This window comes from Pseudomonas sp. Xaverov 83, assembly GCF_019352905.1.
GTDB classification, from domain to species: Bacteria; Pseudomonadota; Gammaproteobacteria; order Pseudomonadales; family Pseudomonadaceae; genus Aquipseudomonas; species Aquipseudomonas yamanorum.
Genome location: NZ_JAAAFU010000038.1, coordinates 1 through 26,413, shown reverse-complemented (window position 1 = coordinate 26,413; position 26,413 = coordinate 1). Strand labels below are relative to the sequence as shown.

Sequence of the window (26,413 nt, the reverse complement as noted above, 5' to 3'; positions counted from 1 at the left end):
CGGTGGATCAGCCAACCTATGTATTGACTGACACGCCGCCTTCGCGAGCAAGCCCGCTCCCACATTTGGATCTCCACACGGCTTTATTTCACGGGTCGGCCCGCAAAACCTCTCGCAACCCCACGTCCCACCAGAAAATTCTTTCTGGTTATATAAACATTCTTAAATAGTATTTTTAAGAATATCCGCGCTTATCTACTATCGCCCTCACGCCGCAAGCAGTGCCGCCACTGCGAGGCACTTCTCATTTCAGGAGCACGACCATGAGCGCATCTCTACGTAGCGTTGACGGCCAGGACGAAGCAGCCATTTTGCGCGAGATCCAGAGCGCCCTGCGCGATCTGCGGTTTGGTGCGGTGGAAATCACTGTGCACAACGCCCAGGTAGTACAGATCGAACGCAAAGAAAAATTCCGTTTGCAGAACCCGGGCAATAAACCGAGCTGAGCAAGATCGGCGATTCGATTGCAAGACCCGCAACTATAAGAAAAAAGCCAACACCCCAGAATTTCAGGAGCCTTCTATGTCGTCGATTCGCCGTTATGCCCTGGCAGCACTGGCCAGTGCCGTGTTTGCCGGTTCCGCTGTTGCCAAGGATTACGAACTGCTTAACGTGTCTTACGACCCGACCCGCGAGCTTTACCAGGACTACAACGCTGAATTCACCAGCTTCTGGAAGCAGTCGCACCCGGGTGACAACGTCAAGATCCAGCAATCCCACGGTGGTTCGGGCAAGCAAGGCCGCGCGGTGATCGACGGCCTGCGTGCCGACGTCGTGACCCTGGCCCTGGCCGGCGACATCGACGAAATCGCAAAACTGGGCAAGACCCTGCCGGAAAACTGGCAAACCCGCCTGCCGGACGCCAGCACTCCGTACACCTCGACCATCGTGTTCCTGGTGCGCAAGGGCAATCCTAAAGGCATCAAGGATTGGGGCGACCTGATCAAGAAAGACGTGTCCGTGATCACCCCGAATCCGAAAACCTCCGGCGGCGCCCGCTGGAACTTCCTCGCCGCCTGGGCCTACGGCCTGAAAGCCGGTGGCAGCGAAGCCAAGGCCCAGGAATACGTGAAAGAGCTGTTCAAGCACGTGCCGATCCTCGACACCGGCGCGCGCGGTTCGACCATCACCTTCGTCAACAACGGTCAGGGTGACGTGTTGCTGGCCTGGGAAAACGAAGCCTTCCTGGCCCTGAAGGAAGACGGTGGCGCCGACAAGTTCGACATTGTTGTACCTTCGCTGTCGATCCTCGCCGAGCCGCCAGTGGCCGTGGTCGACAAGAACGCCGAGAAAAAGGGCAACACCGAGATTGCCACCGAGTACCTCAAGCACCTGTACAGCCCGGCTGGCCAGGAGATTGCGGCGAAGAACTTCTACCGCCCACGCGATGAGAAAGTCGCCGCCAAATACGCCCAGCAGTTCCCGAAACTGGACCTGGTGACTATCGACAAAGACTTCGGCGGCTGGAAAACTGCCCAGCCGAAATTCTTCAATGACGGTGGCGTGTTCGACCAGATTTACTCGGCGCAGTAAGCAAAATCAAACTGTAGGAGCCAGCTTTCTGTGGGAGCCGGGCTTGCCCGCGATAGCATCACCTCGGTGTAACTGATACACCGGGGTGCCGGCATCGCAGGCAAGCCAGCTCCCACAGAAGCTCGCTCCTACAGTGGTATCTACCCGCTAACCAAGGACTCTTATGTCGCGTCGTATCTCCCCCGTCATACCCGGCTTCGGGCTGACGCTGGGCTACACCGTGGTGTACCTCAGCCTGATCGTACTCATCCCCCTGGCGGCGATGTTTGTACACGCCGCTCAACTCACTTGGGATCAGTTCTGGAACATCATCTCCGCACCCCGTGTGCTGGCGGCGTTGAAACTGAGCTTCGGCACTGCGTTGTATGCCGCGATCATCAACGGCGTGATCGGTACCCTGCTGGCCTGGGTACTGGTGCGCTACACCTTCCCCGGGCGCAAGATCATCGATGCGATGATCGACTTGCCGTTCGCCCTGCCCACCGCCGTCGCCGGTATTGCACTCACCGCGCTGTACACGCCCACCGGCCTGGTAGGCCAGTTCGCCGCCGACCTGGGCTTCAAGATCGCCTACACCCCCTTGGGTATCACCCTGGCGTTGACCTTTGTCACGCTGCCATTCGTGGTGCGTACCGTGCAGCCGGTGTTGGCCGATATCCCCAGGGAAATCGAAGAAGCGGCCGCCTGCCTTGGCGCCAAGCCCTTGCAAGTGTTCCGCTACATCCTGGTGCCGGCGCTGCTGCCGGCCTGGTTGACCGGCTTCGCCTTGGCGTTTGCACGAGGTGTCGGTGAGTACGGTTCGGTAATCTTCATCGCCGGCAACATGCCGATGAAAACCGAGATCCTGCCGCTGCTGATCATGGTCAAGCTCGACCAATACGACTACCACGGCGCCACGTCCATCGGTGTGCTGATGCTGGTGGTTTCCTTTGTCCTGTTGCTGCTGATCAACTTGCTGCAGCGGCGCATCGAACACCCATAAGGAGGCGCGGAACATGTCCCAATCGTCTATTTCCGCCGCGTCCTCGGCCAACGCTGCCCGTCGTGGCAGTGCGGTGTCCCGACGCATCCTGATCAGCCTTGGCTGGCTGGTGTTCTTCCTGTTTTTGCTGCTACCGCTGTTTATCGTGGTATCCCAGGGCCTGAAGAATGGCCTGGGTGCGTTCTTCACCGCGATCCTTGAGCCGGACGCGCTGTCGGCGTTGAAACTCACGGTGATCGCCGTGGTGATTTCGGTACCGCTCAACGTGGTGTTCGGCGTCAGCGCCGCCTGGTGCGTGAGCAAGTACTCGTTCCGTGGCAAAAGTATCCTGGTGACCCTGATCGACCTGCCGTTCTCGGTCTCGCCGGTGATCGCCGGTTTGGTCTACGTGTTGATGTTCGGCGCCCAGGGCTTCTTTGGCCCGTGGCTGCAGGACCATGACATCCAGATCGTGTTCGCCTTGCCGGGCATCGTGCTGGCGACGATCTTCGTCACCGTGCCATTCGTGGCCCGTGAGTTGATCCCGCTGATGCAGGAACAAGGTACCCAGGAAGAAGAGGCCGCGCGCCTGCTGGGCGCCAACGGCTGGCAGATGTTCTGGCATGTCACCGTGCCGAACATCAAGTGGGGCCTGATCTACGGCGTGGTGCTGTGTACCGCGCGGGCCATGGGTGAGTTCGGTGCAGTGTCGGTGGTGTCCGGCCACATTCGCGGCGTGACCAACACCTTGCCGCTGCACGTCGAGATCCTCTACAACGAATACAACCACGTCGCCGCGTTTGCCGTCGCGAGCCTGTTGCTGATCCTGGCGCTCTTCATCCTGCTGCTCAAGCAGTGGAGCGAGAACCGTATTAACCGCCTGCGCGCCGGTGCGGCTGAGGAATAAGTCATGTCGATCGAAGTCCGTAATGTCAGCAAGAATTTCAACGCCTTCAAGGCCCTGAACAGCATCAACCTGGACATCCAGAGTGGCGAGCTGGTGGCGTTGCTGGGCCCGTCTGGCTGCGGCAAGACCACCTTGCTGCGGATCATCGCCGGGCTCGAAACCCCGGATGCCGGCAGCATTGTGTTCCACGGTGAAGACGTTTCCGGCCACGACGTGCGTGATCGTAACGTCGGCTTTGTGTTCCAGCACTACGCCCTGTTCCGCCACATGACCGTATTCGACAACGTCGCGTTCGGCCTGCGCATGAAACCGAAAAACCAGCGCCCGACCGAAAGCCAGATCGCGGTAAAAGTCCACGAGTTGCTGAACATGGTGCAGCTCGATTGGCTGTCGGATCGCTACCCGGAACAACTCTCCGGTGGCCAGCGCCAGCGTATCGCCCTGGCCCGCGCCCTGGCGGTAGAGCCTAAAGTGTTGCTGCTGGATGAACCGTTCGGCGCCCTGGATGCCAAGGTTCGTAAAGAACTGCGCCGCTGGCTGGCGCGCCTGCACGAAGACATCAACCTGACCTCGGTGTTCGTGACCCACGACCAGGAAGAAGCCATGGAAGTGGCGGACCGCATCGTGGTGATGAACAAGGGCGTGATCGAGCAGATCGGCTCACCGGGCGAAGTCTACGAAAACCCGGCCAGCGATTTCGTTTATCACTTCCTTGGGGATTCGAATCGTCTGCACTTGGGTGAAGACAAGCACGTGCTGTTCCGCCCGCATGAAGTGTCGCTGTCGCGCCATGAGCTGGAGGACCACCACGCGGCTGAAGTGCGTGATATTCGCCCGCTTGGCGCGACCACCCGGGTGACCCTGAAGGTCGAAGGCCAGAGCGAGTTGATCGAGGCAGAAGTGGTGAAAGACCACGACAGCCTGACCGGCCTGGCGCGGGGCGAGACGTTGTTCTTCAAGCCCAAGGTCTGGCAAAAAGCCTAAGACGTTGATCGTTCCCACGCTCCGCGTGGGAACGCCTCTTGTGACGCTCTGCGTCACGCTTCAGGACGCGGAGCGTCCCGGGCTGCATTCCCACGCAGAGCGTGGGAACGATCATGTGGGAGCGGGCTTGCTCGCGAAAGCGGAGTGTCAGTCACCAGATGTATCGACTGAATCACCGCTTTCGCGAGCAAGCCCGCTCCCACATTGGTACTCCATTGACCTTCAGGCCGTGGCGTTTTTCCTGTGTGTCCGAACCGGCCCCGAACGCTCTTCAATCTGCCGCTTCAGGTCATGCCGCAGCCCCACCAGAAACGCCAACTCCGCCACCACAAACAACGGCCCCACGATCAGCCCGGACACGTCATCGACAAACGCCGGCTTGCGCCCCTCGTAGTAATGCCCCACAAACTGGATCACCCAGCCCACCACGAACATGCCGATGCCGCTGCTCAGCCACACCAGCGTGCTTTGCGCCGCCAGCACATGCCCGGCCCACACCGACAGGCCCATCAGCACCGTCATCAGCACACCAAGTGCCAGCTCCAGACGCAAATAGAACCACGCCGAGAACAGTGCCAGCAGCACCGCAGGCGACAGCCAGAGCCCGGCCACCGTCCATTCGGGGCGCGACAGCAGCACGGCCACCGCCACCACAATCAGCGGGATGCCGATAAAGTGGCTGGCGATGTTGCGCGGGTCGCGGTGGTAGGCGGCGTATTGACTGAGATGGTCGACGAGGCTTTTCATTGTTGTTCCTCCTGTAGGATGTTTGATCATGCCCTGTAGGCCCGCGACACACTGTCAACTGGCCGACAATCTTCGGAGTTCGCATGGATGTAGAGAAATGGCACCCACGGTTGGCCACCGGTCACTGGTACAGCCATCTGCCTGATGATCTACAGAATAGCTTGCTGACCAGCGCCCGGTTGCGGCAGCTGACGGCGGGGCAATACCTGTTCAAGCGCGGCGACCCGCCGTGTGGGTTGTACGCGGTGCTGGAAGGCTCCTTGCGCATCAGCGCGGTAAACGAGCAGGGCAAGGAAGCGGTGTTGAGCCTGGCGGAGTTGCCGTACTGGTTCGGCGAGATCTCCCTGTTCGACGGGTTGCCCCGCACCCACGACGCCTGCGCGGTCGGGCCTTGTACGTTGTTGCAGGTGCCGCAACCGGCGTTGCTGCAGATCCTCGAAGAGACTCCGCGTTACTGGCGCGACATGGCCCTGTTGATGAGCCAGAAGCTGCGCCTGACCTTTATCAATATCGAGCAATTGAGCCTGATGCCGGCGTCGGTGCGGGTGGCGCACCGCTTGTTGATGATCGCCGAAGGCTACGGCGACATCGAGCAGGCCCGACACGTACTGCAATTGCCCCAGGAAGACCTGGCCGCGATGTTGAGCCTGTCGCGCCAGACCACCAATGCGTTGCTCAAGGACCTGCAAGGCCAAGGCATCGTGCGCCTGGGCTATGGCGAGATCGAAATCCTCGACCCGCAGCGTTTGCGCGAGGCGGCGCACGCCTGAGGGTGGTAGCCTGCGTTCACGATTATTCGAGGTGTGTTATGCGCGTCCTGCTAGTGGAACACGAGTCAGAGGCGGCCGAGGCGATGGGCCGCAGTCTTGAAGAGGCCAGTTACACGGTGGAGGTGGCGGCCAACGGCATGGCGGCCCTGCGCTTTGTGGAAAGCACCGAATACGACCTGGTGATCCTGGATGTGATGCTGCCGGGGTTGAATGCCTGGAAGCTGCAGCAGGCGATTCGGTTGAAGGGTGAGACGCCGATGTTGTTTTTGACCACGCCCGACGGGATTGAAGACCGGCTGCGTGGGTTGGAATTGCATGAGGACGATTATTTGCTCAAGCCGTTTGAGGCCCGGGCGTTGGTGGCGCGGGTGAAGAAGGTGTTGAGGCGGGATCGGGGGCGCTGACTGATTCTGGCTTTTGTGGTGTTTGATCGACCGCTTTCGCGAGCAAGCCCGCTCCCACATTTGACCGCATTCCAAAGGATGTACTCGGTCAAATGTGGGAGCGGGCTTGCTCGCGAAGAGGCCCTCACAGCCACCGCAACTCCAGCTACCTCAACCCATCCCGAAACTGCCCCGGCGTGATCCCGGTCCAGCGCTTGAACGCCCGGTTGAAGCTGCTGGTATCGGCAAACCCCAGCAAATGACTGATCTCCGCCAGCGAACACTCGGGGTCCCGCAGGTGCAGCAGCGCGAGGTTCTCCCGGCACTCATTGAGCAGCGCATCAAACCGGCAGCCCTCGTCCGCCAGGTGCCGCTGCAAGCTGCGCAAACTCAAATGCAACGCCTGGGCGATGCGCTCGGCGCTCGGTTCACCGTCAGGTAACTGCGCTTCGATGGCCGAACGCACCTTGCGCTCCCAGGTCAGCGGCCGCAGTTGCGCCAAGGTGCGCTTGAGCACGGTTTCATTGTGTTCGGCCAACTCCGGATTGGCGTCGTCCAGGTGACTGTCAAAGTCCTGGGTTGCGAATTCCAGACGGTCTTCCTCGGCGGCGAAAAATACGGGTGCGCGAAACACCGTGTGCCATGGCTTGGGATCGGCCGGCTCGGGCCGCCTCAGGTACACCGCCAGCGGCGCATATTCGCGCCCCAGTCGATTGCGGCAAGTGCGCACATAAATCGCGGCGAACGCATCAATCGCTTCAAACGCCGGCGCGGGTGTGCCGGCAGGCTGTTGCAGGCGAAAGCGGTAACGTTCGCCCTCCCGGCTAAGCTCCAGGCTCAGGGCGTCGCTGACCACCTGGTGATAGCGCACGATCCGCTCGAACACTTCCCGCAGGCTGCCGCTGGCCACCAGCGCATAACCCAGCGCATGAAAGGTGGTGGGGCTGACAAACCGCGACACCCGCAAACCAATCGCCGGGTCGCCGCTGGCCTGTACCGCCAGTTCCCACAGGCGCGTGGTGGCCGATAACGGATAACGTGCGTTGGGATCGTCCATCAACTGCGGGTCAAGCCCGGCCTGGGCGCACAACGCGGCGCTGTCGAGGCCCAGGGCGTCGAGCTGCTTGCGCAGGGCGCGGGTCCAGCTGGCGAGGGAGGTCGGTTCGGTCATGTTGATTGGCGCTTGCGGTCAACAGGTTGGCGTGTGGGGCTAGCGTCCCGCCAGATCGCATAGGGCAGGATGTACGCATCAATAAGACAGAGGATGGAAGCATGGACGGTACTTCTGCAAGCCCCCGGCAGATGAACGCACAACAGCGTTCAGCGCATATTCGTGAAGTGGTGCTGGCCGAGGGTCAGTTATTGCGTCAGCGCCACCCCTGGCTGCTGCATCAGGACGCGTTGGGCGCGGGCATCCTGACCTTTGCCCTGATGGGCATGCTGGGTTCGGCGGCGCTGTATATCACCGGGCACATGGCGTGGTGGGTGTGCCTGCTGCTGAACGCGTTCCTGGCGTCGCTGACCCACGAGCTGGAACACGACCTGATCCACAGCATGTACTTTCGCAAGCAGCGCCTGCCCCACAACCTGATGATGGGCCTGGTGTGGCTGGCGCGACCCAGCACCATCAACCCCTGGGTACGGCGCCATATCCACCTCAACCACCACAAGGTGTCCGGCAGCGAAACCGACATCGAAGAGCGTGCAATCACCAACGGTGAGCCGTGGGGCTTCGCACGCCTGCTGATGGTCGGCGACAACATCATGTCGGCGCTGATCCGGGTGCTGCGGGCACCGACCTGGAAGCACAAGCTGGGCATTCTCAAGCGCACGGCGCTGGTCTATGCACCGCTGGCGCTGCTGCATTGGGGCGCGTGGTATGTGTTCCTGGGCTTTCATGCCGCCAATGGCATCGCCAGCCTGCTGGGCGCGCCAATCGACTGGTCAGCCAACACCCTGGCGGTGATGCACATCATCGACATCGCCGCCGTGGTGATCATCGGGCCCAACGTGCTGCGCACCTTCTGCCTGCACTTTGTCAGCTCCAACATGCACTACTACGGTGACATCGAGCCGGGCAATGTGATCCAGCAAACCCAGGTGCTCAACCCGTGGTGGTTGTGGCCGTTGCAGGCGTTCTGCTTCAACTTCGGCAGCACCCACGGGATTCATCATTTCGTGGTCAAGGAGCCGTTCTACATCCGCCAGATGACGGTGAAAACGGCGCACAAGGTGATGGCTGAAATGGGCGTGCGCTTCAACGATTTCGGCACCTTTGCCCGGGCCAATCGGTTTGAGCGCGCGGCCCATTCATCGGTGGCGATCAATCCGGCTGAAACGGCGACGCGCTGAGGATCACCCCGGTCTCTTCGACGTACTGCTGCCAGTGGCCGATCAGGGTCGCCAGCTTTTGCGGGTGGCTTTGGGCAAGGTCATGGATTTCGCCGGGGTCCTGGCCCAGGTCGTACAGTTGCCAGGTGGCAGGCCCCACGGGGCCCGGGATGTACACGGCTTTCCATTGGCCCTGGCGAATCGCCCGGCGGCCAAACAGCTCCCAGCCGGTGACGGTGTGTTCGTCATGCACCTGTTCGGTCTCGCCGGACAGGAACCCCAGCCACGACTTGCCACGCAACGGCGCAACCGGTTTACCGCGCCACTGTTTGCCTGGATGGCGCACGCCGGCGAGGTCGAGGATGGTCGGCGTGATGTCCATCACCGTGCCGAAGCCATGGCTGATCCGGCCCTTGAGGGACAACTGCGGGTAATGCACCAGCGCCGGCACGCGGATCCCGCCTTCGGTGGTAAACGCCTTGAACAGCCGTGACGGCGCGGTTGCGACTTGAGCCCAGGCCGGGCCGTACCACACGTAGGAATTGGCGCGGCCGATGTTCTCCAGACGGTTGTCGTAATGCTGGTTGAGGTAGGTCAGCAGCTCCGGGCCGAATTTGGGGAAGGCTTCCAGCAGGGCACCTTCGGCACCGTTATCCGACATGAACAGGATAAAGGTGTTGTCCAGTTGCCCTTGTTTGCGCAGGTACTCGACCACCCGGCCGATGTTCCAGTCCATGCGCTCGACCATCGCTGCATACACCTCCATCGCCCGCGCCGACACCTGGCGTTGCTCGTCGCTCAGGGCCGCCCACTGGGTGTTCAATTCGATCAACGGATGGGGTTCCACATCCGCATCGATCAGCCCCAGCGCCTTGAGTTTTTCCAGGCGTTCCAGGCGCAACACTTCGGGACCGGCATCGTAGCGGCCACGGTATTTGTCGACGATCTCTGCGGGGGCCTGCAACGGCCAGTGCGGGGCAGAAAACGGCAGGTAAGCGAAGAACGGCCGGGTCTGGTCCCGTTCCTTGAGGTACTGCAGCAGCTTGTCGCCAAAGGCGTCGGAGGAATAGAAATCCTTGGGCAACTGTTCGACGAAGGTGTCGTCCTCGATGTACAGCGCCGGGGTGGATTTGAGCAGCCCTGGCGTGGTGTCGTCGTAGGTCGGTTCGAACCCATAGTGGTTGGCCGCCCCCGGCAACAGCGAGAACGAACGCTCGAAACCCCGGGCATGGGGCGCAAGCTCGGCGGTCAGGCCCAGGTGCCATTTGCCGCTCATCAGGGTCTGGTAACCGGCGTCGCGCAGCAGCTCCGGCAGGGCGACCACTTTGTCGTTGAGGTAGCCCTCGTAGCCCGGTTTGCCGATCAGCTCCGGGGTGAGCGCCTCGGCCATGGTGCCGATCCCGGCGATATGGTGGTCGGTGCCGGTGAGCAGCATCGAGCGGGTCGGCGAGCAGGTGGGCGCGGTGTGGAAGTCGGTCAGGCGCAGGCCGTTGAGTGCCAGGGCATCGAGGTGCGGCGTGGCGATTTCGCCGCCGAAGGCTCCGAGGTCGGAGAAGCCCATGTCATCGGCCAGGATCACTAAAAAGTTGGGACGTTGCGGCATCAATACGCTCCTCGTTAGCAGGCAATAAAGGCCAGGGGCAGGTCGCGGATCTGCTCGCGCACCGGTGGCTGGTAGTGGTCGTCGCTGATCAGTTCGTGCAGCAGTTCTTCACGCAACTGGTGGAAGTCGAAGCTGCTGCGCTGGCGCGGATGGGGCAGGGCGATGTCCACTACCTGCTTGATCCGCCCTGGACGGGGTTCCATCACAACGACGCGGTCGGCGAGAAAAATCGCTTCTTCCACATCGTGGGTCACCAGGATCGTGGTGATTTTCGCCCGTGCGCGGATGGCCAGCAGCTCGTCCTGCATCTGCTGGCGGGTCAGGGCGTCGAGGGCGCCGAAGGGTTCGTCCAGCAGCAGGATGCGCGGGCTGGCCACCAGGCCGCGGGCAATCGCCACCCGTTGCGCCATGCCGCCGGACAGCTGGTGCGGGTAGGCGCGGGTGAAGTCGGTGAGGCCCACCAGCTCGATAAAATCGCCGATGCGCTGCTGCTTTTCGGCAACGCTCAGGGGCTCGTTGACCAGGCCCAGGCCGATGTTTTCTTCCACCGTCAGCCAAGGGAACAGACGGTGTTCCTGGAACACGATGCCGCGCTCGCCACCGATGCCGCTGACGGCCTTGCCATCGACGCTGATCTGTCCTCGAAACTGCGTGTCGAGGCCCACCAGCAAGCGCAGCAGGGTGGATTTTCCACAGCCGCTGGAGCCGACGATGGCGACGAATTCACCTTCGGCAATATCCAGGTTGAATTCGCGGATGGCCTCCAGTTCGAAGCCGTCGACATCAAAGGATTTGCCCACATGGGCGAAGCTGACGATAGGTGCGTTCATGCGTGCCTCCAGCGCGTGGCGCGGGTTTCGATGCGTTGGCCGATAAGGTTGAGAGTGGCGCCGGTAAGGCCCACCAGGAGCATGCCGCTCATGATCAGGTCCATGCGCAGCAGCTGCTGGGCACCGATCATCAGGCTGCCGATGCCGCCGTTGGACGGCATGAAATATTCAGCGCCGATGGTGCCCAGCCAGGCGTAGATCAGGCTCAGGCGCAGGCCGGCAAAAATCCCCGCAGCCGCACCCGGCAGCACCAGCTGACGCAGGCGCTGGCCGAGGCTCAAGCGCAAGACCTGGGCGGCTTCATTCAGTTGCGGCGACAGATTGAGCACGCTGCGTTGGGTGGCGATAAACAGCGGAAAGAACGCGGCCAGGGCGATGAACACCCACTTGGCCAATTCGCCGAGGCCGAACCAGGCGGTGAGCAGCGGTACCCAGGCGAAAATCGCGATCTGGCGCAGGGCGGCGAGGGTTGGGCCGAGCAGCCGTTCACTGGTGCGCGACAGGCCCAGCAGCAAGCCCACGAGGAAGCCCAGGCCGCCGCCTAGCACCAAGCCGCCCAAGGTGCGCCCGAGGCTCAGGGCCAGGGCGCTGACCAGGCTCATGTCCAGCACTCCGGCCACGGTGGTTTGCAGGACTGCCCATGGGCTGACCAGGATGTTCGGATTCACCCAGGCCTGCTGTGTTGCCAGTTGCCACAGCGCTACTAAACCCAGCGGCAGCAGCCAGGGTTGCAGGCGTTGCCAGCCTTGGTAGCGCGGGCCACGGGGAATCTGTGCGGTGGCCGGATGCGGCCAGTGCACCCACTTGCGGTCCAGCCAGCCGACGCCGCGGTCCATGACCACGCCCAGCACGCCGATCACCACGATGCACACGAAGACGATATCCAGCATGAACAGTTGCCGCGCCCAGACCATCAGGTAGCCGATGCCCTCACTGGAGGCCAACAGTTCCACGGCCAGCAACGAGGTCCAGCCGGCGGCCAGGGCCAGGCGCACACCGGCCATGAACGCCGGCAGTGCGGCCGGCAGAATCAGGCGACGGATCAACAAGTGAGAAGGCAGGCGCAGCACCCGTGCGGCTTCACGCAGGCCGGGCTGGGCATCGCGCACCCCCACCAGCGTATGCAAGGTGACCGGCACCACAATCGCCTTGACCAGTACCACCAGCTTGAGGGTTTCGCCTATCCCGAAAAACACCATGAACAGCGGGATCCAGGCCAGGGTCGGGACTTGCGACAAAGCGCTGAACGTCGGGAACACCAGGCGCTCGGCTCGGGGACTGAAACCCAGCAGCGCCCCCAGCAATGCACCGGCACTCACCCCCGCCAGCAAGCCCCAGAACAGCCGTTGCAGGCTGATCGCCAAGTGGCTCCATAATTCGCCGCCGGCCAACTCCACCGCGCTGCTCCAGACCAGCGACGGGGCGGGCAGAATCTGCTCGCTCATCCAATGATTGCGGCTGGCCAACCACCACAGCGCGAACAACACCAGCGGCAGCAGCCAGGGCAACAGGCGGTCGCCCAAGTGCGGCCAACGTGGCTGCCGCCCTTGGGCAGGGGCCGCCAGTGACAGGCTCAACAGCGAGATTCGGGCCATGGATGACCTCCGTTGTCCGGTGGGCTTTATGTTTTTTTGATCTTATAAACAAACAATCAAGACGATTGAGGGATAAGAAACACCATTTAAAGCCGCTACCCGATACGCATCCAATGCATTTGGAGAATATTTTCCATGCTGTTGGTGCATAGCCTTCTGGGGCCTGCGTTTGGCTGCCTATAGATCTGAAAGCTATTAAATTGTGAATTTATAGTATTTAAAGTTTTGATCCGCTTATGCCTACTTTCTGCTCCCCAGGCTACCGCCGCCCTCAGGAGCACCCCCTATGAAGCTGCCCTTCAAACGCTTGATCACACTGGTTGCCGGCACGGCGTTGGCCGGGCTGGTGCAGGCTGCCGACCTCAAGGAAATTCGCATCGCCGTGCCCGACCTCACCGCCGGTACTCAACACAGCGGCGGGGGTGTAGTGGACGTGCTGCGCCAACAGCAGATTTTTGAAAAGGCTTTCGCCGACCAGGGCATCAAGATCCAGTGGAATTTCTTCAAGGGCGCGGGCCCCGTGATCAATGAAGCCTTCGCCAATGGCCAGGTGGACCTGGCCTATCTGGGCGACCTGGCGGCAATCATCGGCAAATCCAACGGCCTCGACACGCGCCTGTTGAGTGCCAGCGCCCGAGGCGTCAAACATTACCTGGGGGTGGTGCCGGGTTCGGGCATCAAGACCCTGCAGGATCTCAAGGGCAAGCGCGTTGCGGTGTTCCGCGGCACTGCCAGCCAACTGTCATTCGACAGCGCTCTGGCCAGCCAGGGCTTGAGTGAAAAAGACCTGAAAGTCATCAACCTGGACTTCAACGCTGCCGTCGCCGCACTGGCCGCCAAGCAGATCGACGCGACCTGGGGCAGTTCGGGCCTGAGCGCGTTGCAAGCCAAGGGCCTGGCCGAAATCCCGCTGAGCACCAAGGACCTGGGCGACGCCGGCAGTATCCAGAGTGTGCTGGTGGGCAGCGGCAAGTTTGTCGATGATCATCCTGAAGCCGTGGCCACGTTGCTCAAGGCGCAGCAGCAAGCGGTGCAATGGCTGACCGATGACAACAACAAGCAGGCCTACATCCAGTTGGTGTCGGGGCTGGCGAGTTATCCACCGGTGATCCTGACCAATGATTTGAAAGACCAGAAACTCAGCGAGATTTTCCCGTCGACCCTCGACCCGGTGTTCCTCGCCAAGTTGCAGGACAAAGTGGATCTGGCATCGCAGCAACGGTTGATCCGCAAGCCGTTCCAGGTGAACGATTGGGTGGCGCCGAAGTTGGCGGCCGCCGGCATCTGAAGCCCCCTAATGCAAGCTACCTTCGTAGCAGCTGTCGAGCCCCGGCGAGGCTGCGTCGGGCGCGACGCGATCTTGCTGTATGACTCCAAGTTCTGCAGCGCTGCCGACGCAGCCTCGCTGGGGCTCGACAGCTGCTACGTGGGAGGTGAGTGGGGCAGTGTGCTAGACCGCCACACTTACCTCGTGTTGATCCACTGCCACCAGCGTCTCGATCATCGCTTTCGCCGCCGGGGACAAGCGAAAGCCGGTGCGGCTGACGATCCCGCAACGGGCATTCAGGCTCTCGAGGTTTTGCGGCAGGTTGCGCCAGTGCAGCAGCACCAGTTTGCCTTTGGCAATGTCCTCGGCAAACGCCTCCTCGGTGCCCACGCCAATGGCATTGGACTGCAACACGATCTTCACCAGGGCCGGGAAGTGTTCGGTGTGAATGCTCGGTGAGAAATCCATGCGCCCGCTGAGATTCGCCAACAGTTTGCGAGTGCCTTGGGAAATCAGCGGCGCGGCCAACGGGTAATCGAACATGTCGTTGGTCGACAGGCTGTCCTTGGCCAGCAGCGGGTGCCCCGGCCGGCAGAAAAACACCCCGCGTTTGGGCGTCAGCGGCCGGGTCTGAAAGTTCGGGTCGGACTCGAACTGGCGGATGTCGGCGATAAAAAATTCGATCTCTTCACGGCTCAGGCTACGGCTGAGTTTTTCCCAGTTATCCACCTGGAAACTCGTGCGGATTTTCGGGTGCGCGGTGATAAAGCGCGCCACCGCATCCGGCACCAGTTTCACCGCCGGCGCCGGGCCGCAACCGAAGCGCAGTTCGCCGGCATCGAGCTTGGTCATGCGCGTGACTTCGCTGCTCAACAACGCCGCGCCGTGCACCAGGGTCAGCGCATGTTGAAGCACCACCTGGCCTTCGGGCGTGGGGCGCAGGTCCTTGTTGCCCCGGTCGACCAGCACGCAGCCGAACTCCTGTTCCAGCCCCTGGATGCTGCGGCTGAACGCCGGTTGGGTGATGCCCATGGCGTCGGCGGCACGCACAAAACTGCGGTGTTCGTTGAGGGCAATGAAGTAGCGCAGTTGGCGAAGATCCATATGCTTTCCTGGCATTTGAAAAATAGGTCGAAGGCATTTGCGACCGGGGGAGCTGAGGTTTTAAATGCAAGCTCTTATTCCGTCAACGAAGCATTCGTTCATTTGCTAGACCTAAAGTGCATATGAATAGAGCGTTGTTGCACGCTACTCCCAACCGAAAGCTGGCATATGAGGGTCATCACCATGAGCAACGCCGCACTAGCTGTTCAACCCGTCGCCCTGGCGCTGGATATCCACCCGGTGGCCGGACGCATCGGCGCCGAGATCCGTGGCATCACGTTATCCGGCGGGCTGGACGCCGCCACAGTGGAAGCCATCCAGCAGGCGCTGGTGCAGTACAAGGTGATCTTCTTCCGCGAGCAGACCCACCTCGATGACCAGAGCCAGGAAGCCTTCGCCCACTTGCTTGGCGAGCCGATTGCCCACCCCACCGTACCGGTGCGCGACGGCACGCGGTTCCTGCTGGAACTGGACGGTGCCCGTGGCCAGCGCGCCAACTCGTGGCACACCGACGTGACCTTCGTCGATGCCTACCCGAAGGCCTCGATCCTGCGTTCTGTGCTGGCGCCAGCCTCCGGTGGCGACACCGTCTGGGCCAACACCGCGGCGGCCTACAACGACCTGAACGCCGAACTGCGGGAGCTGGCGGACAAGCTCTGGGCCGTGCACAGCAATGAATACGACTACGCCGCGCGCAAGCCGGATGTGTCGCCGGAGAAGCTGGAGGAGTACCGCAAGATCTTCACCTCGACGGTCTACGAGACCGAGCACCCGGTGGTGCGCGTGCACCCGGTCAGCGGCGAAAAGACCCTGCTGCTGGGACACTTCGTCAAACGCCTGAAGGGCTATTCACAGGTGGATTCGGCGCACCTGTTCAACCTCCTGCAAAGCCATGTCACGCGCCTGGAAAACACCGTGCGCTGGCGCTGGAACACCGGCGACGTGGCGATCTGGGACAACCGCGCCACCCAGCATTACGCAGTGGACGACTACGGCACCCAGGAACGCATCGTGCGCCGGGTAACGCTCAAGGGCGATGTACCGGTGAGTGTGCAGGGGCAGCGTAGCCAGACCACCCGCGGTCTATAACTTCAACGCAAACGCCTGTGGCGCGGGAGCAAGCTCCCTCGCCACAAAAGCTTATCGGTCGTTTCGGGTCACCAGACCCCGATCTGCACCACCTTCTCCGCTTCCGGCTCTCCATACCTGAACCGTTGGCCACGCAGATCAATCTCGGCGTGGCTGATGGTGGTGCGCCGTTTCAAGCCTCGCAGCCATTCAAACAGATAACCCCGATGCGCCTCGCGCACATCCGCGTGCGCCGGGTCGGTACCCAGGTCGTGCAATTCCTGCGGGTCATTCTGCAAGTCGAACAACTGCGCGCGGTAACCGTCGTAGGCCAGGTATTTCCAGCGTTCGCTGCGCACCATGGTCATGCGACAGCGGTCGATGGGTTGGTCGAGGCGTTCCCGGGCCGGGGCCTGGAAGGCGTAGTCGTATTCGGCGATGGCGTAGCGGCGCCAGGTGATGTTTTCACCGTGCAGCAGCGGAATCAGCGAGCGGCCTTCCAGGCGGTGTTCGGCACCGGGTAATCCTAGCGCTTGCAGGAATGTCGGCAGCGCATCGATGGTTTCCACCAGGCGCTCGTCCACCGAGCCACGGCTGATATCGGCGGCAGCCCGAGGGTCGCGCACGATCAGCGGGATGCCTACGGCGGGCTCCAGCAGGAATTCCTTTTCACCGAGGAAATGATCGCCGAGGAAGTCGCCGTGATCGCTGGTAAACACGATCAATGTGTCGTCCCAGCGGCCATTGCTTTCGAGAAAATCAAATAGCCGGCCGAGTTGATCGTCCACCTGCTTGATCAGGCCCATGTAGGTCGGGATCACGTTAAGTCGCACTTCATCCCGGGAAAAATTCAGGCTCTCCTGGTGCTGGCGGAAAGCGTGGTACACCGGGTGATCACTTTCCTTTCCAGGCGCTGGCCGAATCGGTGCCTGTACATGCTCAGCCGTATACAACGCGTGGTACGGCGCCGGGGCGATGTAGGGCCAGTGCGGCTTGATGTACGACAGGTGCAGGCACCACGGTTGCTCACCTTGCTCGGTGATGAAGTCGATGGCGCGGTCGGTGGTGTAGACGGTTTCCGAGTGCTGTTCGTCCACCCGCGCCGGCAGGTGAGCGTTGCGCATGTGCCAGCCGCTGAGGATTTCCCCAGATTCGCCGGCAGCCGCATTCGCCCATTCGTGCCACGGATTGGTGCCGTCGTAGCCCCGTTCGCGCAGGTAGTGGGTGTAGGGCGCGGATTCACGTTTTTCGGTGAACAGCGGGCTGTCGGGGAAGATCCCGTCGTGACGGAAATAGGCTTCGAAGCCCACCTCATTCAGCGGTTGGGCCTGGGCACTGTCAGGGTCGATGTCCAGGCGTTGCAGGGCTTCGAGATTGGGCGTGGCGTGGGTCTTGCCCACCAGTGCGGTGCGGATGCCGTGGGGCCGCAAATAGTCACCGATAGTCAGTTCTTCCAGGGGCAGTGGCACCGCGTTCCAGGCCACCTGATGGCTGCTGACATAGCGCCCGGTATAGGCCGACATCCGCGACGGGCCGCAAATCGTGCCCTGGGTGTAGGCCCGGCTGAAGCGCACGCCGGCGGCGGCCAGGCGGTCGATATTGGGGGTGTGCAGATGGGCGTGGCCATAACACGACAGGTAATCGCGGCGCAGTTGGTCGCACATGATGTACAGCACGTTGCGCACGGGTTTGGGTTGGGACATGAGGCTTCACCGAACGGAGGACAGGCGAACGATTTCGCCGCCTGGCAGGCCTTGAAGCAAGTGCATTTGGGGAATGGGTTTTATGCAGTGGGTGCATGGGTGTGGCGACTGGTGCTATCGCAGGCAAGCCAGCTCCCACATTTAAAATGCATGCCCCTGTGGGAGCTGGCTTGCCTGCGATAGCGGTCGCTCAGACAGCAAAATTCTCCAGCGCACACACCTCTTCATCCTGCTCATCGATCACCTTGATCTGCTCGATCATCGCCTCCGCCAGCGGTGACAGCCGATACCCCGCGCGACTGACAATCCCATAGCGGGTGTAGCGCTCCTCCAGGTCTTCCGCCAAACCCTCAATCCGCAGGCACACCAGCTCGCCACGGGCCATGTGCAGCACGTCGCTGTTGGCGCTGACGATGCCGATAGCGTCCGAACGCAGCACCACGCCCAGCAGGCTGTACCCGTTTTCGCATTCGACGTTGGGCGTGTAGTCGGGTCGGCCGCTGAGGTCGACGATGACCTTGCGCAGGTTCGGCGGGCGAATCGTCACCGCCAGCGGATAGCTCATCAACTGTGCCGCGGTCACGCTTTCCAGCTCCGCCAACGGGTGCCCGGCGCGGCAGCAGAAGTGCCATTTGCGCGGGCGCAAGCGGTGGGTCTGGTAATCCGGGTGGGCCTCGAAATGCCGGGTGTCGGCGACGAAAAATTCGAACTCTTCGCTGAGCAGGCGCTTGCTCAGGCTTTGCCAGTCGTCCACCTGGAACTGCACCCGGGCCTTGGGGTAGCGCCCGATAAAACTGCCGATGGCTCTGGGGATCAATCCGGCAGCGGGCGCCGGGCCGCAACCGAAGCGCAGCTCACCCGCCTCCAGCCCGTTGAACTGGCTGATCTCATTCGCCAGTTGCTGGGCGCCACTGACCAGCCGCCGTGCATGCTCGAGCAGTACCTGGCCTTGTTTGGTCGGCGCCAGGTCCTTGCGCCCACGGTCTACCAGCTGGCAACCGGCACTGAGTTCCAGCGCTTGAATGCTGCGGCTGAAGGCCGATTGCGACAGGTTCACGGTCACCGCTGCCGCGACAAAACTGCGTTGCTCGGCAAGGGCGATGAAGTGGCGAAGTTGGCGCAGGTCGATATGCATTTTTCACATTGAAAATATCGGGGAAATGCATTGGCTATGCATTAGGTCGACTCCTTATAAAGGCTATCTCTTATGCAGTAAATGCTTGTAAAAACATAAATAAATAGCCTTTAGGAATATGCGATCCAGCGTATTTCCTGACACCGGAGCCGCTTATGAGCCTGTTGAATCGCGCTGTCCCTCCCTCTCCCTGGCGCCTGAAACGCCTGCCGATGGCGCTGTTGCTAGCGGGCAGTGCCAGTTGGTCCAGCAGCCAGGCGGCCGACGAGCCTGCGCCAGCACCCAAGGGTGAGAATGCCAGTGGCCAGTTGGAAACGGTCACGGTGACGGCGCGGCGGCGTACCGAAAGTGCCCAGGACGTGCCCACGCCCATGAGCGTGATCGGCGGCCAGGCCCTGGAGAGCCAGCGGGTCTACCGGATTCAGGACTTGCAGCAACTGGTGCCCAGCGTCAACGTCGCCTACATGCATGCGCGCCAGTCCAGCGTGTCGATTCGCGGGCTGGGGAACAACCCCGCCAGTGACGGCCTGGAAGGCAGCGTAGGGCTGTATATCGACAACGTGTACCTGGGGCGGCCGGGGATGGCCGTGTTCGACTTGATGGACATCGAACAGCTCGAAGTACTACGCGGTCCCCAAGGCACGCTGTTCGGCAAGAACACCACCGCCGGGGTGATCAATATCAGCACCCGCGCGCCGAGTTTTACTCCGGAGCGCAGCATTGAAACGTCACTGGGCGAGGACGGTTACTTCCAGACCAAGGGCACGATTTCCGGCCCGCTGACCGAGGACCTGGCGGGCCGTTTCTCCGCGTACCGCACCCGCAGCGACGGCGACATCAAGAACGAGTACGACGGCCATGACCTCAATGGCGGCTCGCGCCAGGGCTTTCGCGGGCAACTGCTGTACAAGCCCAGCGACACCTTCAACCTGCGCTGGATTGGCGACTACAACGAAGAAGACTCCAGCGCCGGCACCCGCGTGCTGTACAGCACCGGGCCGACCATCAATGGCACCAACCTGTATCAATCGCGGGCGGCGGCGGCAGGCGCGACCCTGGTCGACGGCACGCACCGCAAGGTCAACCTCGACAGCGACCAGCACGTCACCGTGTTCCAGGGCGGCACCTCGCTGGAAGCCAACTGGACCCTGCCCAGCGACTTCACCCTGACCTCGGTCAGCTCGTACCGCTGGTGGAATTTCACCCCGCGCAACGACGACGGCCTCAACGTCCCGGCCTCCTACAACGCTGGCGTGTCGGTGGAAGACAAGCAGTGGTCCCAGGAATTTCGCCTGGCCTCACCCACCGGCGGCTTCTTCGATTACGTGCTCGGCGCCTACTACTTCGGCTCCGACCTGGACAACAAATCCTTCGCTTATTACGGGCCCAAGGCCGATATCTGGAACGGCACGCCCACCGGTGCCTTGAACAACGTCAGCAGCGTGGGCAACGGGCATATCCGCACCGACAGCTTTGCGTTGTTCGCCCAAGGCACCTGGCACCTGACCGAGCGCCTGGATTTCACCGCCGGCCTGCGCGGTACCTATGAGCAGAAAAGTGCCTGGGTCACGCGCAACGCACCCCTTGGCGGCGACGCAGTCACCGGTGCGGCGGCCACTGCACGGCGTGGGCGAGCGGGGGCTTATGACTCCGGTGACCTCAACCAATACAGCACCAGCCCCTCCGGTTTGTTGAACCTGAGCTATCGCTTCAACGACGACTTGCTGGGCTACGCGACCTTGTCCCACGGTGAGAAATCCGGCGGGGTCAACCTGGCGGTCGGCTCCGCACCCACCGCCGGCCCGGACTCGCTGTTGATCGGTACCGAGCGCGCCAACAACGCCGAGCTGGGGTTCAAGAGCACCCTGTGGGACCGTCGCCTGCAACTCAACGCCAACCTGTTCTGGACCCAGGTCAACGGCTACCAGACCAACGCCTACGACGACAGCAACCGCGTGCAGTACCTGACCAACGCCGGCTCGGTGCGCTCCCGGGGCGTGGAGGTGGAGAGCACGCTGATCCCGATCAAGGGCCTGACACTCAACATCAACGGCTCGTACAACGACGTGCAGTACCTGTCGTACAAAGATGCGCCGTGCCCGCCGGAAGTCAGCCTGCGCCCGGGTGCGCCGGCTTCGTGCGACTTGAGTGGCCACCAGGTGGTGGGCGCCTCGAAGTGGATTGCCAACGCCAATGGCGAATACAAATGGAACCTGGATAACGGCTTCGAACCCTACGTCACCGCCAGTTATGCGTTCCGTTCCAAGGCGGTGGGCACGGTGGAAGATTCCGATTTCGGGCAGATCCCGGCCTACGCCGTGGTCAACCTCTCCACCGGCCTGCGGGGCAACTATCAGCAGGGGCAGTGGGACGTGTCGTTGTGGCTGAAGAACGCGTTCGACAAGACCTATTACACCACGCTGTGGACCGGCGGTAATGGGGGTTATGAAGGGTTGTTGGGCACTCCGCGCACGCTTGGGGTGACCGGGCGTTATGACTTCTAGGCCGCCACCGGCGCGGTGCGATACGTCGCCGGGCTGAACACCCGGGTGAGTATCAGCATCGCCACCACCGTCAGCGTCAGCACCAGCCAGGCGCTGACGAAACTGCCGGTCAATTCCCGCAGCCAGCCAGTCAGCCATGGCGAGATGGCGTTGATCAAAAAGCCCACGCCCTGGACGAACGCCGCCAGCTGGCCGGCCTCCCGAGGGTCGCGGCGGTGATCCAGGGTCAGCAGCAGGCTCAGGGCAAAACATGCCCCCAGGCCGAACCCGATTAGCGCCACCCACAGGTGCGGGAATTCCAGCGGCGCTGTCAGCAGGCCGATATAGCCCACGGTCTGGGCCAGCAGGCTGATGCTCAGCAACGGTCGACGATCAATACCGCGTTGCGCCAGTGCGGGCATCAACAGCGCGGCGATCACCTGGAAGATCGTCATGAACGCCAGCAGCGAACCACTGGGCAACACGCCCCAACCCAACTGCTGATAGTAGGCCGGCAACCACGCGACCATGCTCATGTAGCCGCAATTCACCAGGCCGAAATACAGCGCCAGCAACCACGCCCGACGGTTGCGCAGGCCCTGGAACGGCGCCGTCACCTGCGGGTTTTTCGCCGCACCCAATGGCAGCCACGCCCACAGCAACAGCGCGCCCAGGGCCGGTAGCAGCCAGACCCCGAGCCCCGCCTGCCAGTGCTGGAAATGCCTCGCCACCAACGGGCTGAGCAACGCCGCCAAACCACCGCCGCCCATCAGCGAAGCCGAGTAAACCCCCATCGCCAAAGGCACGCGCTGATGGAATTGGCGCTTGATCATCGCCGGCACCAGCGCCTGGATCAGCGCCACACCGGCGCCGCCAAACAGTGCGGTAGCCAGCAGCGCCGGCGCCTGGCCAAACAGCCAGCGCGCGAGGCACGCCAGCAGAATCATCATCAGGCCCAGGGCAATCCCGCGACGCTCCCCCAGCTTTGCCTCCAGGCGCACACCCACCAACGCCACCAGGCCCATGCAGATCACTGGCAGGCTGGTGAGCAGGGCGCTGCTCTGGAAACTCAGGCCGGTGGCCAGGCGGATTTCCCCCAGCAATGGGCTGATGGAGCTGAGGATGGGCCGCAGGTTCAGGCCCAGCACCACCAGCAAACCCCAACCGGCGAGTTTGCCGGCGAACGAATTATTCAGCGTCATGCAGGGCCTGCCATTCACCGTAGAGGGCTTGCATTGCCGCTTGAGGCAGATGCTGCACGGGCAATTTTTGTTCCGCCAAAGGCAACGTCATTTGCTGGTAGATCGCCGCTGTCGACAGGCCAAAGGGCGCCGCCACTTCGTTGCTGGCGGCGAACACCACGCGGGATATGCCGCACAGGTGCATCGCACTCAGGCACATCGGGCAGGGCTGGCCGCTGGCGTAGATCACGCAGCCTTCCAGGCGCGGGCCGAGTTGGTGGCTGGCGGCGCGGATGGCGAGCATTTCGGCGTGGGCGGTGGGGTCCTGGCTCAAGTGGATTTCGTTGACCGCTTCCACCAGCACCTTGCCGTCGCGCACCAGGACCGCACCAAACGGGCGGCCACCGGCGGCTACGTTGGCCTTGGCCAGTTGCACGGCGTGATGCAGATGCTGTTGATCGTCAGTCATGGAAAACCCCTCGTGCGCAATGAGGCGTGAAGTATGGGCAGCCGCAGGGGTATTCTGAAATTAAATATAACCATGCCAATCAGTGGCAAATGGAATGGTGAGGCCCATGTTCGATCCCGTGTTGTTGCGCAGCTTTGTTGCCGTCGTCGATTGCGGCAATTTCACCCGCGCGGCTGAGCGCCTGCATCTGACCCAGTCCACGGTCAGCCAACAGATCCGCCGCCTCGAAGACGCACTCGGCAGCCAGGTGCTCGACCGTGATCAGCGTCGCGTGGTGGCCACGGTGGAGGGCGAACGCTTGCTGGCTTATGCGCGGCGCATCCTCGCGCTGCATGAAGAGGCGGCTGACGTGCTGATCAACCAGCAGAGCGATGGCGTGCTGCGCCTCGCGGTGCCCGAGGACTTTGCGGCCGAGCGCTTGATGCCACTGCTGTCGGCGTTTGTGCAGGCTTATCCACGGGTGCGGCTGGAGGTCACCAGCGGCTTGGGGCCGGAGTTGTTGCGGGATTATCGCGGCGGTGAATTCGACGTGCTGCTGGTCAAGCAAATGGGCGACAGCGATGACTGTCTGGCGTCTTGGCCGGAGCCGTTGTGCTGGGTCGACAGCCGCAGCGCACCGTCCCTGGGGCGTGATCCGCTGCCGCTGGTGGCGTTTCCCGCCGGTGGCCTGTATCGCAATGAAATGCTGCATCACCTGGAGGTGGGTGGCTGGCGCTGGCGCATCGGTTATTCCAGCGCGAGCCTGGCCAGCGTGTGTTCGGCGGTAGCGGCGGGGCTGGGAATCAGCTTGCTGCCGGTGCGGGTCGTGCAGCCGGGGCATGTGGTGTTGGGCGCAGACAGCGGTTTGCCGGCGGTGCAGGGCGTGCGGCTGGCGCTGTATGGCCGCAACGGTCTGGGCGCAGCGGGGCAGGCGTTACTGCGTCAATTGCAGGATTTATGTGCCAGTAACCCCCGCTGAGTCATGCCTTGAGTGAATATTTTGTATGCCTCAAAAGCATTCGGATTTTGTGCCTCGGCGCCAGCCCGCGCAGGCCGTGGCTTTGGCGTATCTGGATGTTTCGTTTATTCATTTTGGATCTATGTATAACTTTAAAGATTACTTTAAGAGATAAGCGTCTGGCCCCGATGATTCAGCCCTCGACGGCCGCCAAGGCAGGCCCGTCGGTTTTTTTGCTTAAGACCGCAGGGGAGTTAATCAATGGGCAATGTCCAGACCGCCGCCAGTGCACAAGAGGTGCAGTGGCGCCACGCACCGGGTGGTGAGTTGGTCGACCTTGGCCGGCCGCACCGCGCGCCGTTGGGGCAGTTGCGTACGCAGAAAACCCCCAAGGGAGTGTTGAGTCGGCGTGAAGCGATCCTGTTGGGGATTCTCGCGCTGGCTTTGCATGGTGCGGTGATCTATTGGGTCAGCCAGAAGCCAACCCCGGTGCTGCCGATTGTGCCGCCGGAAATTCCGCCAATGACGATCGAATTTTCCCAGCCGGCGCCGCCGGTGGTGGAGCCGGCACCGCCCGTGCCGCCACCGCCGCCGCCACCGGTTGTCGAGCCACCGCCACCGGTGGTCGATGAATTGGCCGCCAAGCCGGCGCCGAAAAAGATTCCGAAACCCAAGCCGGTACCGAAGCCCGTGCCCAAGCCCGCACCGAAACCGGTCGCCGAGCAGCCGCCCGCGCCGCCTGTACCTGCGCCACCGGCTCCAGCACCCGCACCGCCCGCGCCTGCGCCGGTTACACCGGCCTCGGCCAACGCCGCGTACCTGAAGAACCCGGCGCCCGAATACCCGTCACTGGCCCAGCGCCGGGGTTGGGAAGGCACGGTGTTGTTGCGGGTGCATGTGTTGGCCACCGGCAAGCCGGGTGAGATCCAGATTCAGAAAAGCAGTGGTCGCCAGCAACTCGACGAAGCCGCACTGGCTGCCGTTAAACGCTGGAGTTTTGTACCGGCCAAGCAGGGCGATGTGGCCCAGGACGGCTGGGTCAGCGTACCGATTGATTTCAAGATTCATTAATTATTGGATGCGGTGTGTCGGACACATCGCGACCTGCACAGAGGGAAAACATCATGGCATTAGCATCTCCAACTGAATCCATCGAAAGCGCGGTGATCTGGCTGCTGGTGGTCTTTTCGGTCGCTACCTGGGGCCTGGCCCTGCTCAAGGGCGTCCAGTTCGGTCGCCTCAAGTCCCAGGATCGCAAATTCCACAAACAGTTCTGGGCGGCCTCCAGTCTGGACTCGGCCGCTGAACTGGCTGAAACCAGGCCGGGCGCCGCTGCTCGTGTGGCCCAGGCCGGTTACGCCGCGATCCAGGTGGGTGAGGCGCCACACGCTGCTGACCTGAGCCAGGCGATCAATCATCAGGACCGCTTGGAACGTGCCCTGCGCCAACAAATCGTGCGTGAGCGTCGCTCCCTGGAAACGGGTCTGGCGGTGGTCGCGAGTATCGGCAGTACGTCGCCGTTTATCGGTCTGTTCGGTACCGTTTGGGGGATCATGGAAGCGTTGAAAGGCATCAGCGCCGCCGGTTCCGCCAGCCTCGAAACCGTGGCCGGGCCGATTGGTGCCGCGTTGGTCGCCACTGGTGTGGGTATTGCCGTCGCGGTGCCGGCGGTGCTGGTTTACAACTACTTCCTGCGTCGCCTGAAACTCACGGCTGCTGACCTGGATGACTTCGCCCATGACTTCTACAGCCTGGCGCAGAAGAACTCGTTCCGCGTGCTGCTGCACCCGACGCTGAGCAAGGCCGGTGCCCAGGGCGGCGCGCAAAAAGTGAAGGAGGCGTCCTGAGATGGCCTTCTCCACGCAAGACAGTGATGAGGTGCTGAGCGAGATCAACGTCACGCCGTTGGTGGATGTGATGTTGGTGCTGCTGGTGGTGTTTATTGTCACGGCGCCGTTGTTGACCAATGCGATTCCGATCAACCTGCCCAAGACTGAGGCCGTGGCGCCGGTGGAGCAGAAAGACCCGCTGGTGGTGAGCATTGATGCTGCCGGCAAACTGTTTATCAACAAGGATGAAATCCAGCCGGATTTGCTGGAATTCAACTTGCAGTCGGCCAAGGCCAAGGACCCGGAGGTTCGGGTGCAACTGCAGGCTGACGATGGAGTTAATTATGGCGAAGTGGCGCGAGCCATGGCGTCTATCGAGCGCGCGGGGATTACCAAGCTGTCGGTGATTACTGCACGTTAGTTTCAAATGCCTCGACAATTTTTTTGGCCGTTTCCTTGGCAGGGTGCGGCCTTTTTTTTGGGGCTTTGGGGGGAGTACATATCCGTTATTTAGGTAACGGCTACTTAGGGTTCCGCTCTTACAGCGGGTCACTTTTGGCAAACGCCCCAAAAGTAACCAAAAGGTCTTTGCC

General features: G+C 62.1%; 25 protein-coding genes. 15 read left to right on the top strand and 10 right to left on the bottom strand.

Features of this window, described 5'->3' with window-relative positions; translation table 11 throughout:
* The first annotated feature begins 263 nt into the window (after nt 1-263).
* From oscA to K0H47_RS13575, 5 genes are all read left to right on the top strand, one after another.
* Nucleotides 264-446, top strand: coding sequence for a sulfur starvation response protein OscA (gene oscA / locus K0H47_RS13595; RefSeq protein WP_003170956.1), 183 nt, complete (start codon nt 264-266; stop codon nt 444-446).
* Nucleotides 447-522: 76 nt separating this feature from the next.
* Entirely contained in the window at nt 523-1,533 is a 1,011-nt protein-coding gene (locus K0H47_RS13590; protein ID WP_003218143.1) for a sulfate ABC transporter substrate-binding protein, read from the top strand.
* A 163-nt stretch (nt 1,534-1,696) separates the two neighbouring features.
* Nucleotides 1,697-2,515 (top strand): sulfate ABC transporter permease subunit CysT, encoded by an 819-nt coding sequence (cysT, locus tag K0H47_RS13585; protein ID WP_003218141.1) that lies wholly within the window; start codon nt 1,697-1,699, stop codon nt 2,513-2,515.
* Nucleotides 2,516-2,528: 13 nt separating this feature from the next.
* Nucleotides 2,529-3,401 (top strand): sulfate ABC transporter permease subunit CysW, encoded by an 873-nt coding sequence (cysW, locus tag K0H47_RS13580; protein WP_017478064.1) that lies wholly within the window; start codon nt 2,529-2,531, stop codon nt 3,399-3,401.
* A 3-nt stretch (nt 3,402-3,404) separates the two neighbouring features.
* The gene (locus K0H47_RS13575; RefSeq protein ID WP_063033633.1) at nt 3,405-4,385 is read left to right on the top strand and encodes a sulfate/molybdate ABC transporter ATP-binding protein; all 981 of its coding nucleotides are present in this window, start codon (nt 3,405-3,407) and stop codon (nt 4,383-4,385) included.
* Nucleotides 4,386-4,607: 222 nt separating this feature from the next.
* Here the strand turns inward: K0H47_RS13575 and K0H47_RS13570 are convergent, their stop codons facing one another.
* On the bottom strand, nt 4,608-5,132 hold the full coding sequence (locus K0H47_RS13570; RefSeq protein WP_177069520.1) for a DUF962 domain-containing protein: 525 nt from the start codon (nt 5,130-5,132) through the stop codon (nt 4,608-4,610).
* 83 nt (nt 5,133-5,215) lie between these two features.
* On the opposite strand from K0H47_RS13570, the gene K0H47_RS13565 reads away from it, so the two are divergent.
* Nucleotides 5,216-5,902 (top strand): Crp/Fnr family transcriptional regulator, encoded by a 687-nt coding sequence (locus tag K0H47_RS13565; protein WP_093203019.1) that lies wholly within the window; start codon nt 5,216-5,218, stop codon nt 5,900-5,902.
* 38 nt (nt 5,903-5,940) lie between these two features.
* Nucleotides 5,941-6,306 (top strand): response regulator, encoded by a 366-nt coding sequence (locus tag K0H47_RS13560; RefSeq protein ID WP_003218132.1) that lies wholly within the window; start codon nt 5,941-5,943, stop codon nt 6,304-6,306.
* A 145-nt stretch (nt 6,307-6,451) separates the two neighbouring features.
* On the opposite strand, the gene K0H47_RS13555 is transcribed toward K0H47_RS13560, so the two are convergent.
* On the bottom strand, nt 6,452-7,456 hold the full coding sequence (locus K0H47_RS13555) for an AraC family transcriptional regulator (RefSeq protein ID WP_219272917.1): 1,005 nt from the start codon (nt 7,454-7,456) through the stop codon (nt 6,452-6,454).
* Between the two features lie 101 nt (nt 7,457-7,557).
* On the opposite strand from K0H47_RS13555, the gene K0H47_RS13550 reads away from it, so the two are divergent.
* A complete protein-coding gene (locus tag K0H47_RS13550) occupies nt 7,558-8,637 on the top strand; it encodes a fatty acid desaturase (protein ID WP_219272916.1) in 1,080 nt (359 codons plus the stop codon).
* Here the strand turns inward: K0H47_RS13550 and K0H47_RS13545 are convergent.
* From K0H47_RS13545 to K0H47_RS13535, 3 genes are read right to left on the bottom strand one after another with little or no spacing between them, the layout of a single operon-like run.
* Entirely contained in the window at nt 8,609-10,219 is a 1,611-nt protein-coding gene (locus K0H47_RS13545) for an arylsulfatase (protein ID WP_177025675.1), read from the bottom strand. The two genes, K0H47_RS13550 and K0H47_RS13545, sit on opposite strands and share 29 nt — an antisense overlap.
* A 14-nt stretch (nt 10,220-10,233) precedes the next feature.
* Nucleotides 10,234-11,049 (bottom strand): ABC transporter ATP-binding protein, encoded by an 816-nt coding sequence (locus tag K0H47_RS13540; RefSeq protein WP_218264118.1) that lies wholly within the window; start codon nt 11,047-11,049, stop codon nt 10,234-10,236.
* A complete protein-coding gene (locus tag K0H47_RS13535; RefSeq protein ID WP_219272914.1) occupies nt 11,046-12,644 on the bottom strand; it encodes an ABC transporter permease in 1,599 nt (532 codons plus the stop codon). Before K0H47_RS13535 ends, K0H47_RS13540 begins: the two co-directional genes overlap by 4 nt.
* A gap of 286 nt (nt 12,645-12,930) precedes the next feature.
* Between K0H47_RS13535 and K0H47_RS13530 the strand changes: the two genes are divergently transcribed.
* Nucleotides 12,931-13,932 (top strand): ABC transporter substrate-binding protein, encoded by a 1,002-nt coding sequence (locus K0H47_RS13530; protein WP_219272912.1) that lies wholly within the window; start codon nt 12,931-12,933, stop codon nt 13,930-13,932.
* 162 nt (nt 13,933-14,094) lie between these two features.
* Here the strand turns inward: K0H47_RS13530 and K0H47_RS13525 are convergent, their stop codons facing one another.
* Nucleotides 14,095-15,015 (bottom strand): LysR family transcriptional regulator, encoded by a 921-nt coding sequence (locus K0H47_RS13525; protein ID WP_063033624.1) that lies wholly within the window; start codon nt 15,013-15,015, stop codon nt 14,095-14,097.
* A gap of 183 nt (nt 15,016-15,198) precedes the next feature.
* Between K0H47_RS13525 and K0H47_RS13520 the strand changes: the two genes are divergently transcribed.
* On the top strand, nt 15,199-16,104 hold the full coding sequence (locus K0H47_RS13520) for a TauD/TfdA family dioxygenase (RefSeq protein WP_063033623.1): 906 nt from the start codon (nt 15,199-15,201) through the stop codon (nt 16,102-16,104).
* A gap of 68 nt (nt 16,105-16,172) precedes the next feature.
* On the opposite strand, the gene K0H47_RS13515 is transcribed toward K0H47_RS13520, so the two are convergent.
* Together K0H47_RS13515 and K0H47_RS13510 are read right to left on the bottom strand one after the other, a co-directional pair.
* Complete coding sequence (locus K0H47_RS13515) at nt 16,173-17,786, bottom strand: alkaline phosphatase family protein (protein WP_201143081.1); 1,614 nt, start codon at nt 17,784-17,786, stop codon at nt 16,173-16,175.
* Nucleotides 17,787-17,976: 190 nt separating this feature from the next.
* A complete protein-coding gene (locus K0H47_RS13510; protein WP_063033621.1) occupies nt 17,977-18,921 on the bottom strand; it encodes a LysR family transcriptional regulator in 945 nt (314 codons plus the stop codon).
* Nucleotides 18,922-19,076: 155 nt separating this feature from the next.
* Between K0H47_RS13510 and K0H47_RS13505 the strand changes: the two genes are divergently transcribed.
* Entirely contained in the window at nt 19,077-21,425 is a 2,349-nt protein-coding gene (locus K0H47_RS13505; protein ID WP_093202975.1) for a TonB-dependent receptor, read from the top strand.
* On the opposite strand, the gene K0H47_RS13500 is transcribed toward K0H47_RS13505, so the two are convergent.
* Together K0H47_RS13500 and K0H47_RS13495 are read right to left on the bottom strand one after the other, a co-directional pair.
* Entirely contained in the window at nt 21,422-22,606 is a 1,185-nt protein-coding gene (locus K0H47_RS13500; RefSeq protein ID WP_219272910.1) for a CynX/NimT family MFS transporter, read from the bottom strand. The genes K0H47_RS13505 and K0H47_RS13500 overlap by 4 nt on opposite strands.
* Entirely contained in the window at nt 22,593-23,054 is a 462-nt protein-coding gene (locus K0H47_RS13495; RefSeq protein ID WP_219272908.1) for a nucleoside deaminase, read from the bottom strand. The genes K0H47_RS13500 and K0H47_RS13495 overlap by 14 nt, the downstream gene beginning before the upstream one ends.
* Nucleotides 23,055-23,160: 106 nt before the next feature.
* Here K0H47_RS13495 and K0H47_RS13490 point away from each other — a divergent pair, with 106 nt between their 5' ends.
* From K0H47_RS13490 to K0H47_RS13475, 4 genes are all read left to right on the top strand, one after another.
* Nucleotides 23,161-24,012, top strand: coding sequence for a LysR family transcriptional regulator (locus tag K0H47_RS13490; RefSeq protein ID WP_076015530.1), 852 nt, complete (start codon nt 23,161-23,163; stop codon nt 24,010-24,012).
* A 240-nt stretch (nt 24,013-24,252) separates the two neighbouring features.
* On the top strand, nt 24,253-25,062 hold the full coding sequence (locus tag K0H47_RS13485) for an energy transducer TonB (protein WP_219272906.1): 810 nt from the start codon (nt 24,253-24,255) through the stop codon (nt 25,060-25,062).
* Between the two features lie 50 nt (nt 25,063-25,112).
* On the top strand, nt 25,113-25,838 hold the full coding sequence (locus tag K0H47_RS13480) for a MotA/TolQ/ExbB proton channel family protein (protein WP_108083617.1): 726 nt from the start codon (nt 25,113-25,115) through the stop codon (nt 25,836-25,838).
* Between the two features lies 1 nt (nt 25,839).
* Complete coding sequence (locus K0H47_RS13475) at nt 25,840-26,241, top strand: biopolymer transporter ExbD (RefSeq protein WP_017478080.1); 402 nt, start codon at nt 25,840-25,842, stop codon at nt 26,239-26,241.
* Nucleotides 26,242-26,413 lie beyond the last annotated feature (172 nt).

Excerpts from the sequence above, each read along its gene's own strand:
- K0H47_RS13535 (WP_219272914.1), bottom strand. The coding sequence starts at position 12,644 with ATGGCCCGAATCTCGCTGTTGAGCCTGTCACTGGCGGCCCCTGCCCAA.
- K0H47_RS13575 (WP_063033633.1), top strand. The coding sequence starts at position 3,405 with ATGTCGATCGAAGTCCGTAATGTCAGCAAGAATTTCAACGCCTTCAAG.
- oscA (WP_003170956.1), top strand. The coding sequence starts at position 264 with ATGAGCGCATCTCTACGTAGCGTTGACGGCCAGGACGAAGCAGCCATT.
- K0H47_RS13495 (WP_219272908.1), bottom strand. The coding sequence starts at position 23,054 with ATGACTGACGATCAACAGCATCTGCATCACGCCGTGCAACTGGCCAAG.
- cysT (WP_003218141.1), top strand. The coding sequence starts at position 1,697 with ATGTCGCGTCGTATCTCCCCCGTCATACCCGGCTTCGGGCTGACGCTG.
- K0H47_RS13540 (WP_218264118.1), bottom strand. The coding sequence starts at position 11,049 with ATGAACGCACCTATCGTCAGCTTCGCCCATGTGGGCAAATCCTTTGAT.
- K0H47_RS13505 (WP_093202975.1), top strand. The coding sequence starts at position 19,077 with ATGAGCCTGTTGAATCGCGCTGTCCCTCCCTCTCCCTGGCGCCTGAAA.
- K0H47_RS13550 (WP_219272916.1), top strand. The coding sequence starts at position 7,558 with ATGGACGGTACTTCTGCAAGCCCCCGGCAGATGAACGCACAACAGCGT.
- K0H47_RS13485 (WP_219272906.1), top strand. The coding sequence starts at position 24,253 with ATGGGCAATGTCCAGACCGCCGCCAGTGCACAAGAGGTGCAGTGGCGC.
- K0H47_RS13555 (WP_219272917.1), bottom strand. The coding sequence starts at position 7,456 with ATGACCGAACCGACCTCCCTCGCCAGCTGGACCCGCGCCCTGCGCAAG.
- K0H47_RS13565 (WP_093203019.1), top strand. The coding sequence starts at position 5,216 with ATGGATGTAGAGAAATGGCACCCACGGTTGGCCACCGGTCACTGGTAC.
- K0H47_RS13530 (WP_219272912.1), top strand. The coding sequence starts at position 12,931 with ATGAAGCTGCCCTTCAAACGCTTGATCACACTGGTTGCCGGCACGGCG.
- K0H47_RS13570 (WP_177069520.1), bottom strand. The coding sequence starts at position 5,132 with ATGAAAAGCCTCGTCGACCATCTCAGTCAATACGCCGCCTACCACCGC.
- K0H47_RS13500 (WP_219272910.1), bottom strand. The coding sequence starts at position 22,606 with ATGACGCTGAATAATTCGTTCGCCGGCAAACTCGCCGGTTGGGGTTTG.
- K0H47_RS13490 (WP_076015530.1), top strand. The coding sequence starts at position 23,161 with ATGTTCGATCCCGTGTTGTTGCGCAGCTTTGTTGCCGTCGTCGATTGC.
- K0H47_RS13515 (WP_201143081.1), bottom strand. The coding sequence starts at position 17,786 with ATGTCCCAACCCAAACCCGTGCGCAACGTGCTGTACATCATGTGCGAC.
- K0H47_RS13545 (WP_177025675.1), bottom strand. The coding sequence starts at position 10,219 with ATGCCGCAACGTCCCAACTTTTTAGTGATCCTGGCCGATGACATGGGC.
- K0H47_RS13525 (WP_063033624.1), bottom strand. The coding sequence starts at position 15,015 with ATGGATCTTCGCCAACTGCGCTACTTCATTGCCCTCAACGAACACCGC.
- K0H47_RS13560 (WP_003218132.1), top strand. The coding sequence starts at position 5,941 with ATGCGCGTCCTGCTAGTGGAACACGAGTCAGAGGCGGCCGAGGCGATG.
- K0H47_RS13475 (WP_017478080.1), top strand. The coding sequence starts at position 25,840 with ATGGCCTTCTCCACGCAAGACAGTGATGAGGTGCTGAGCGAGATCAAC.
- K0H47_RS13590 (WP_003218143.1), top strand. The coding sequence starts at position 523 with ATGTCGTCGATTCGCCGTTATGCCCTGGCAGCACTGGCCAGTGCCGTG.
- K0H47_RS13520 (WP_063033623.1), top strand. The coding sequence starts at position 15,199 with ATGAGCAACGCCGCACTAGCTGTTCAACCCGTCGCCCTGGCGCTGGAT.
- K0H47_RS13510 (WP_063033621.1), bottom strand. The coding sequence starts at position 18,921 with ATGCATATCGACCTGCGCCAACTTCGCCACTTCATCGCCCTTGCCGAG.
- cysW (WP_017478064.1), top strand. The coding sequence starts at position 2,529 with ATGTCCCAATCGTCTATTTCCGCCGCGTCCTCGGCCAACGCTGCCCGT.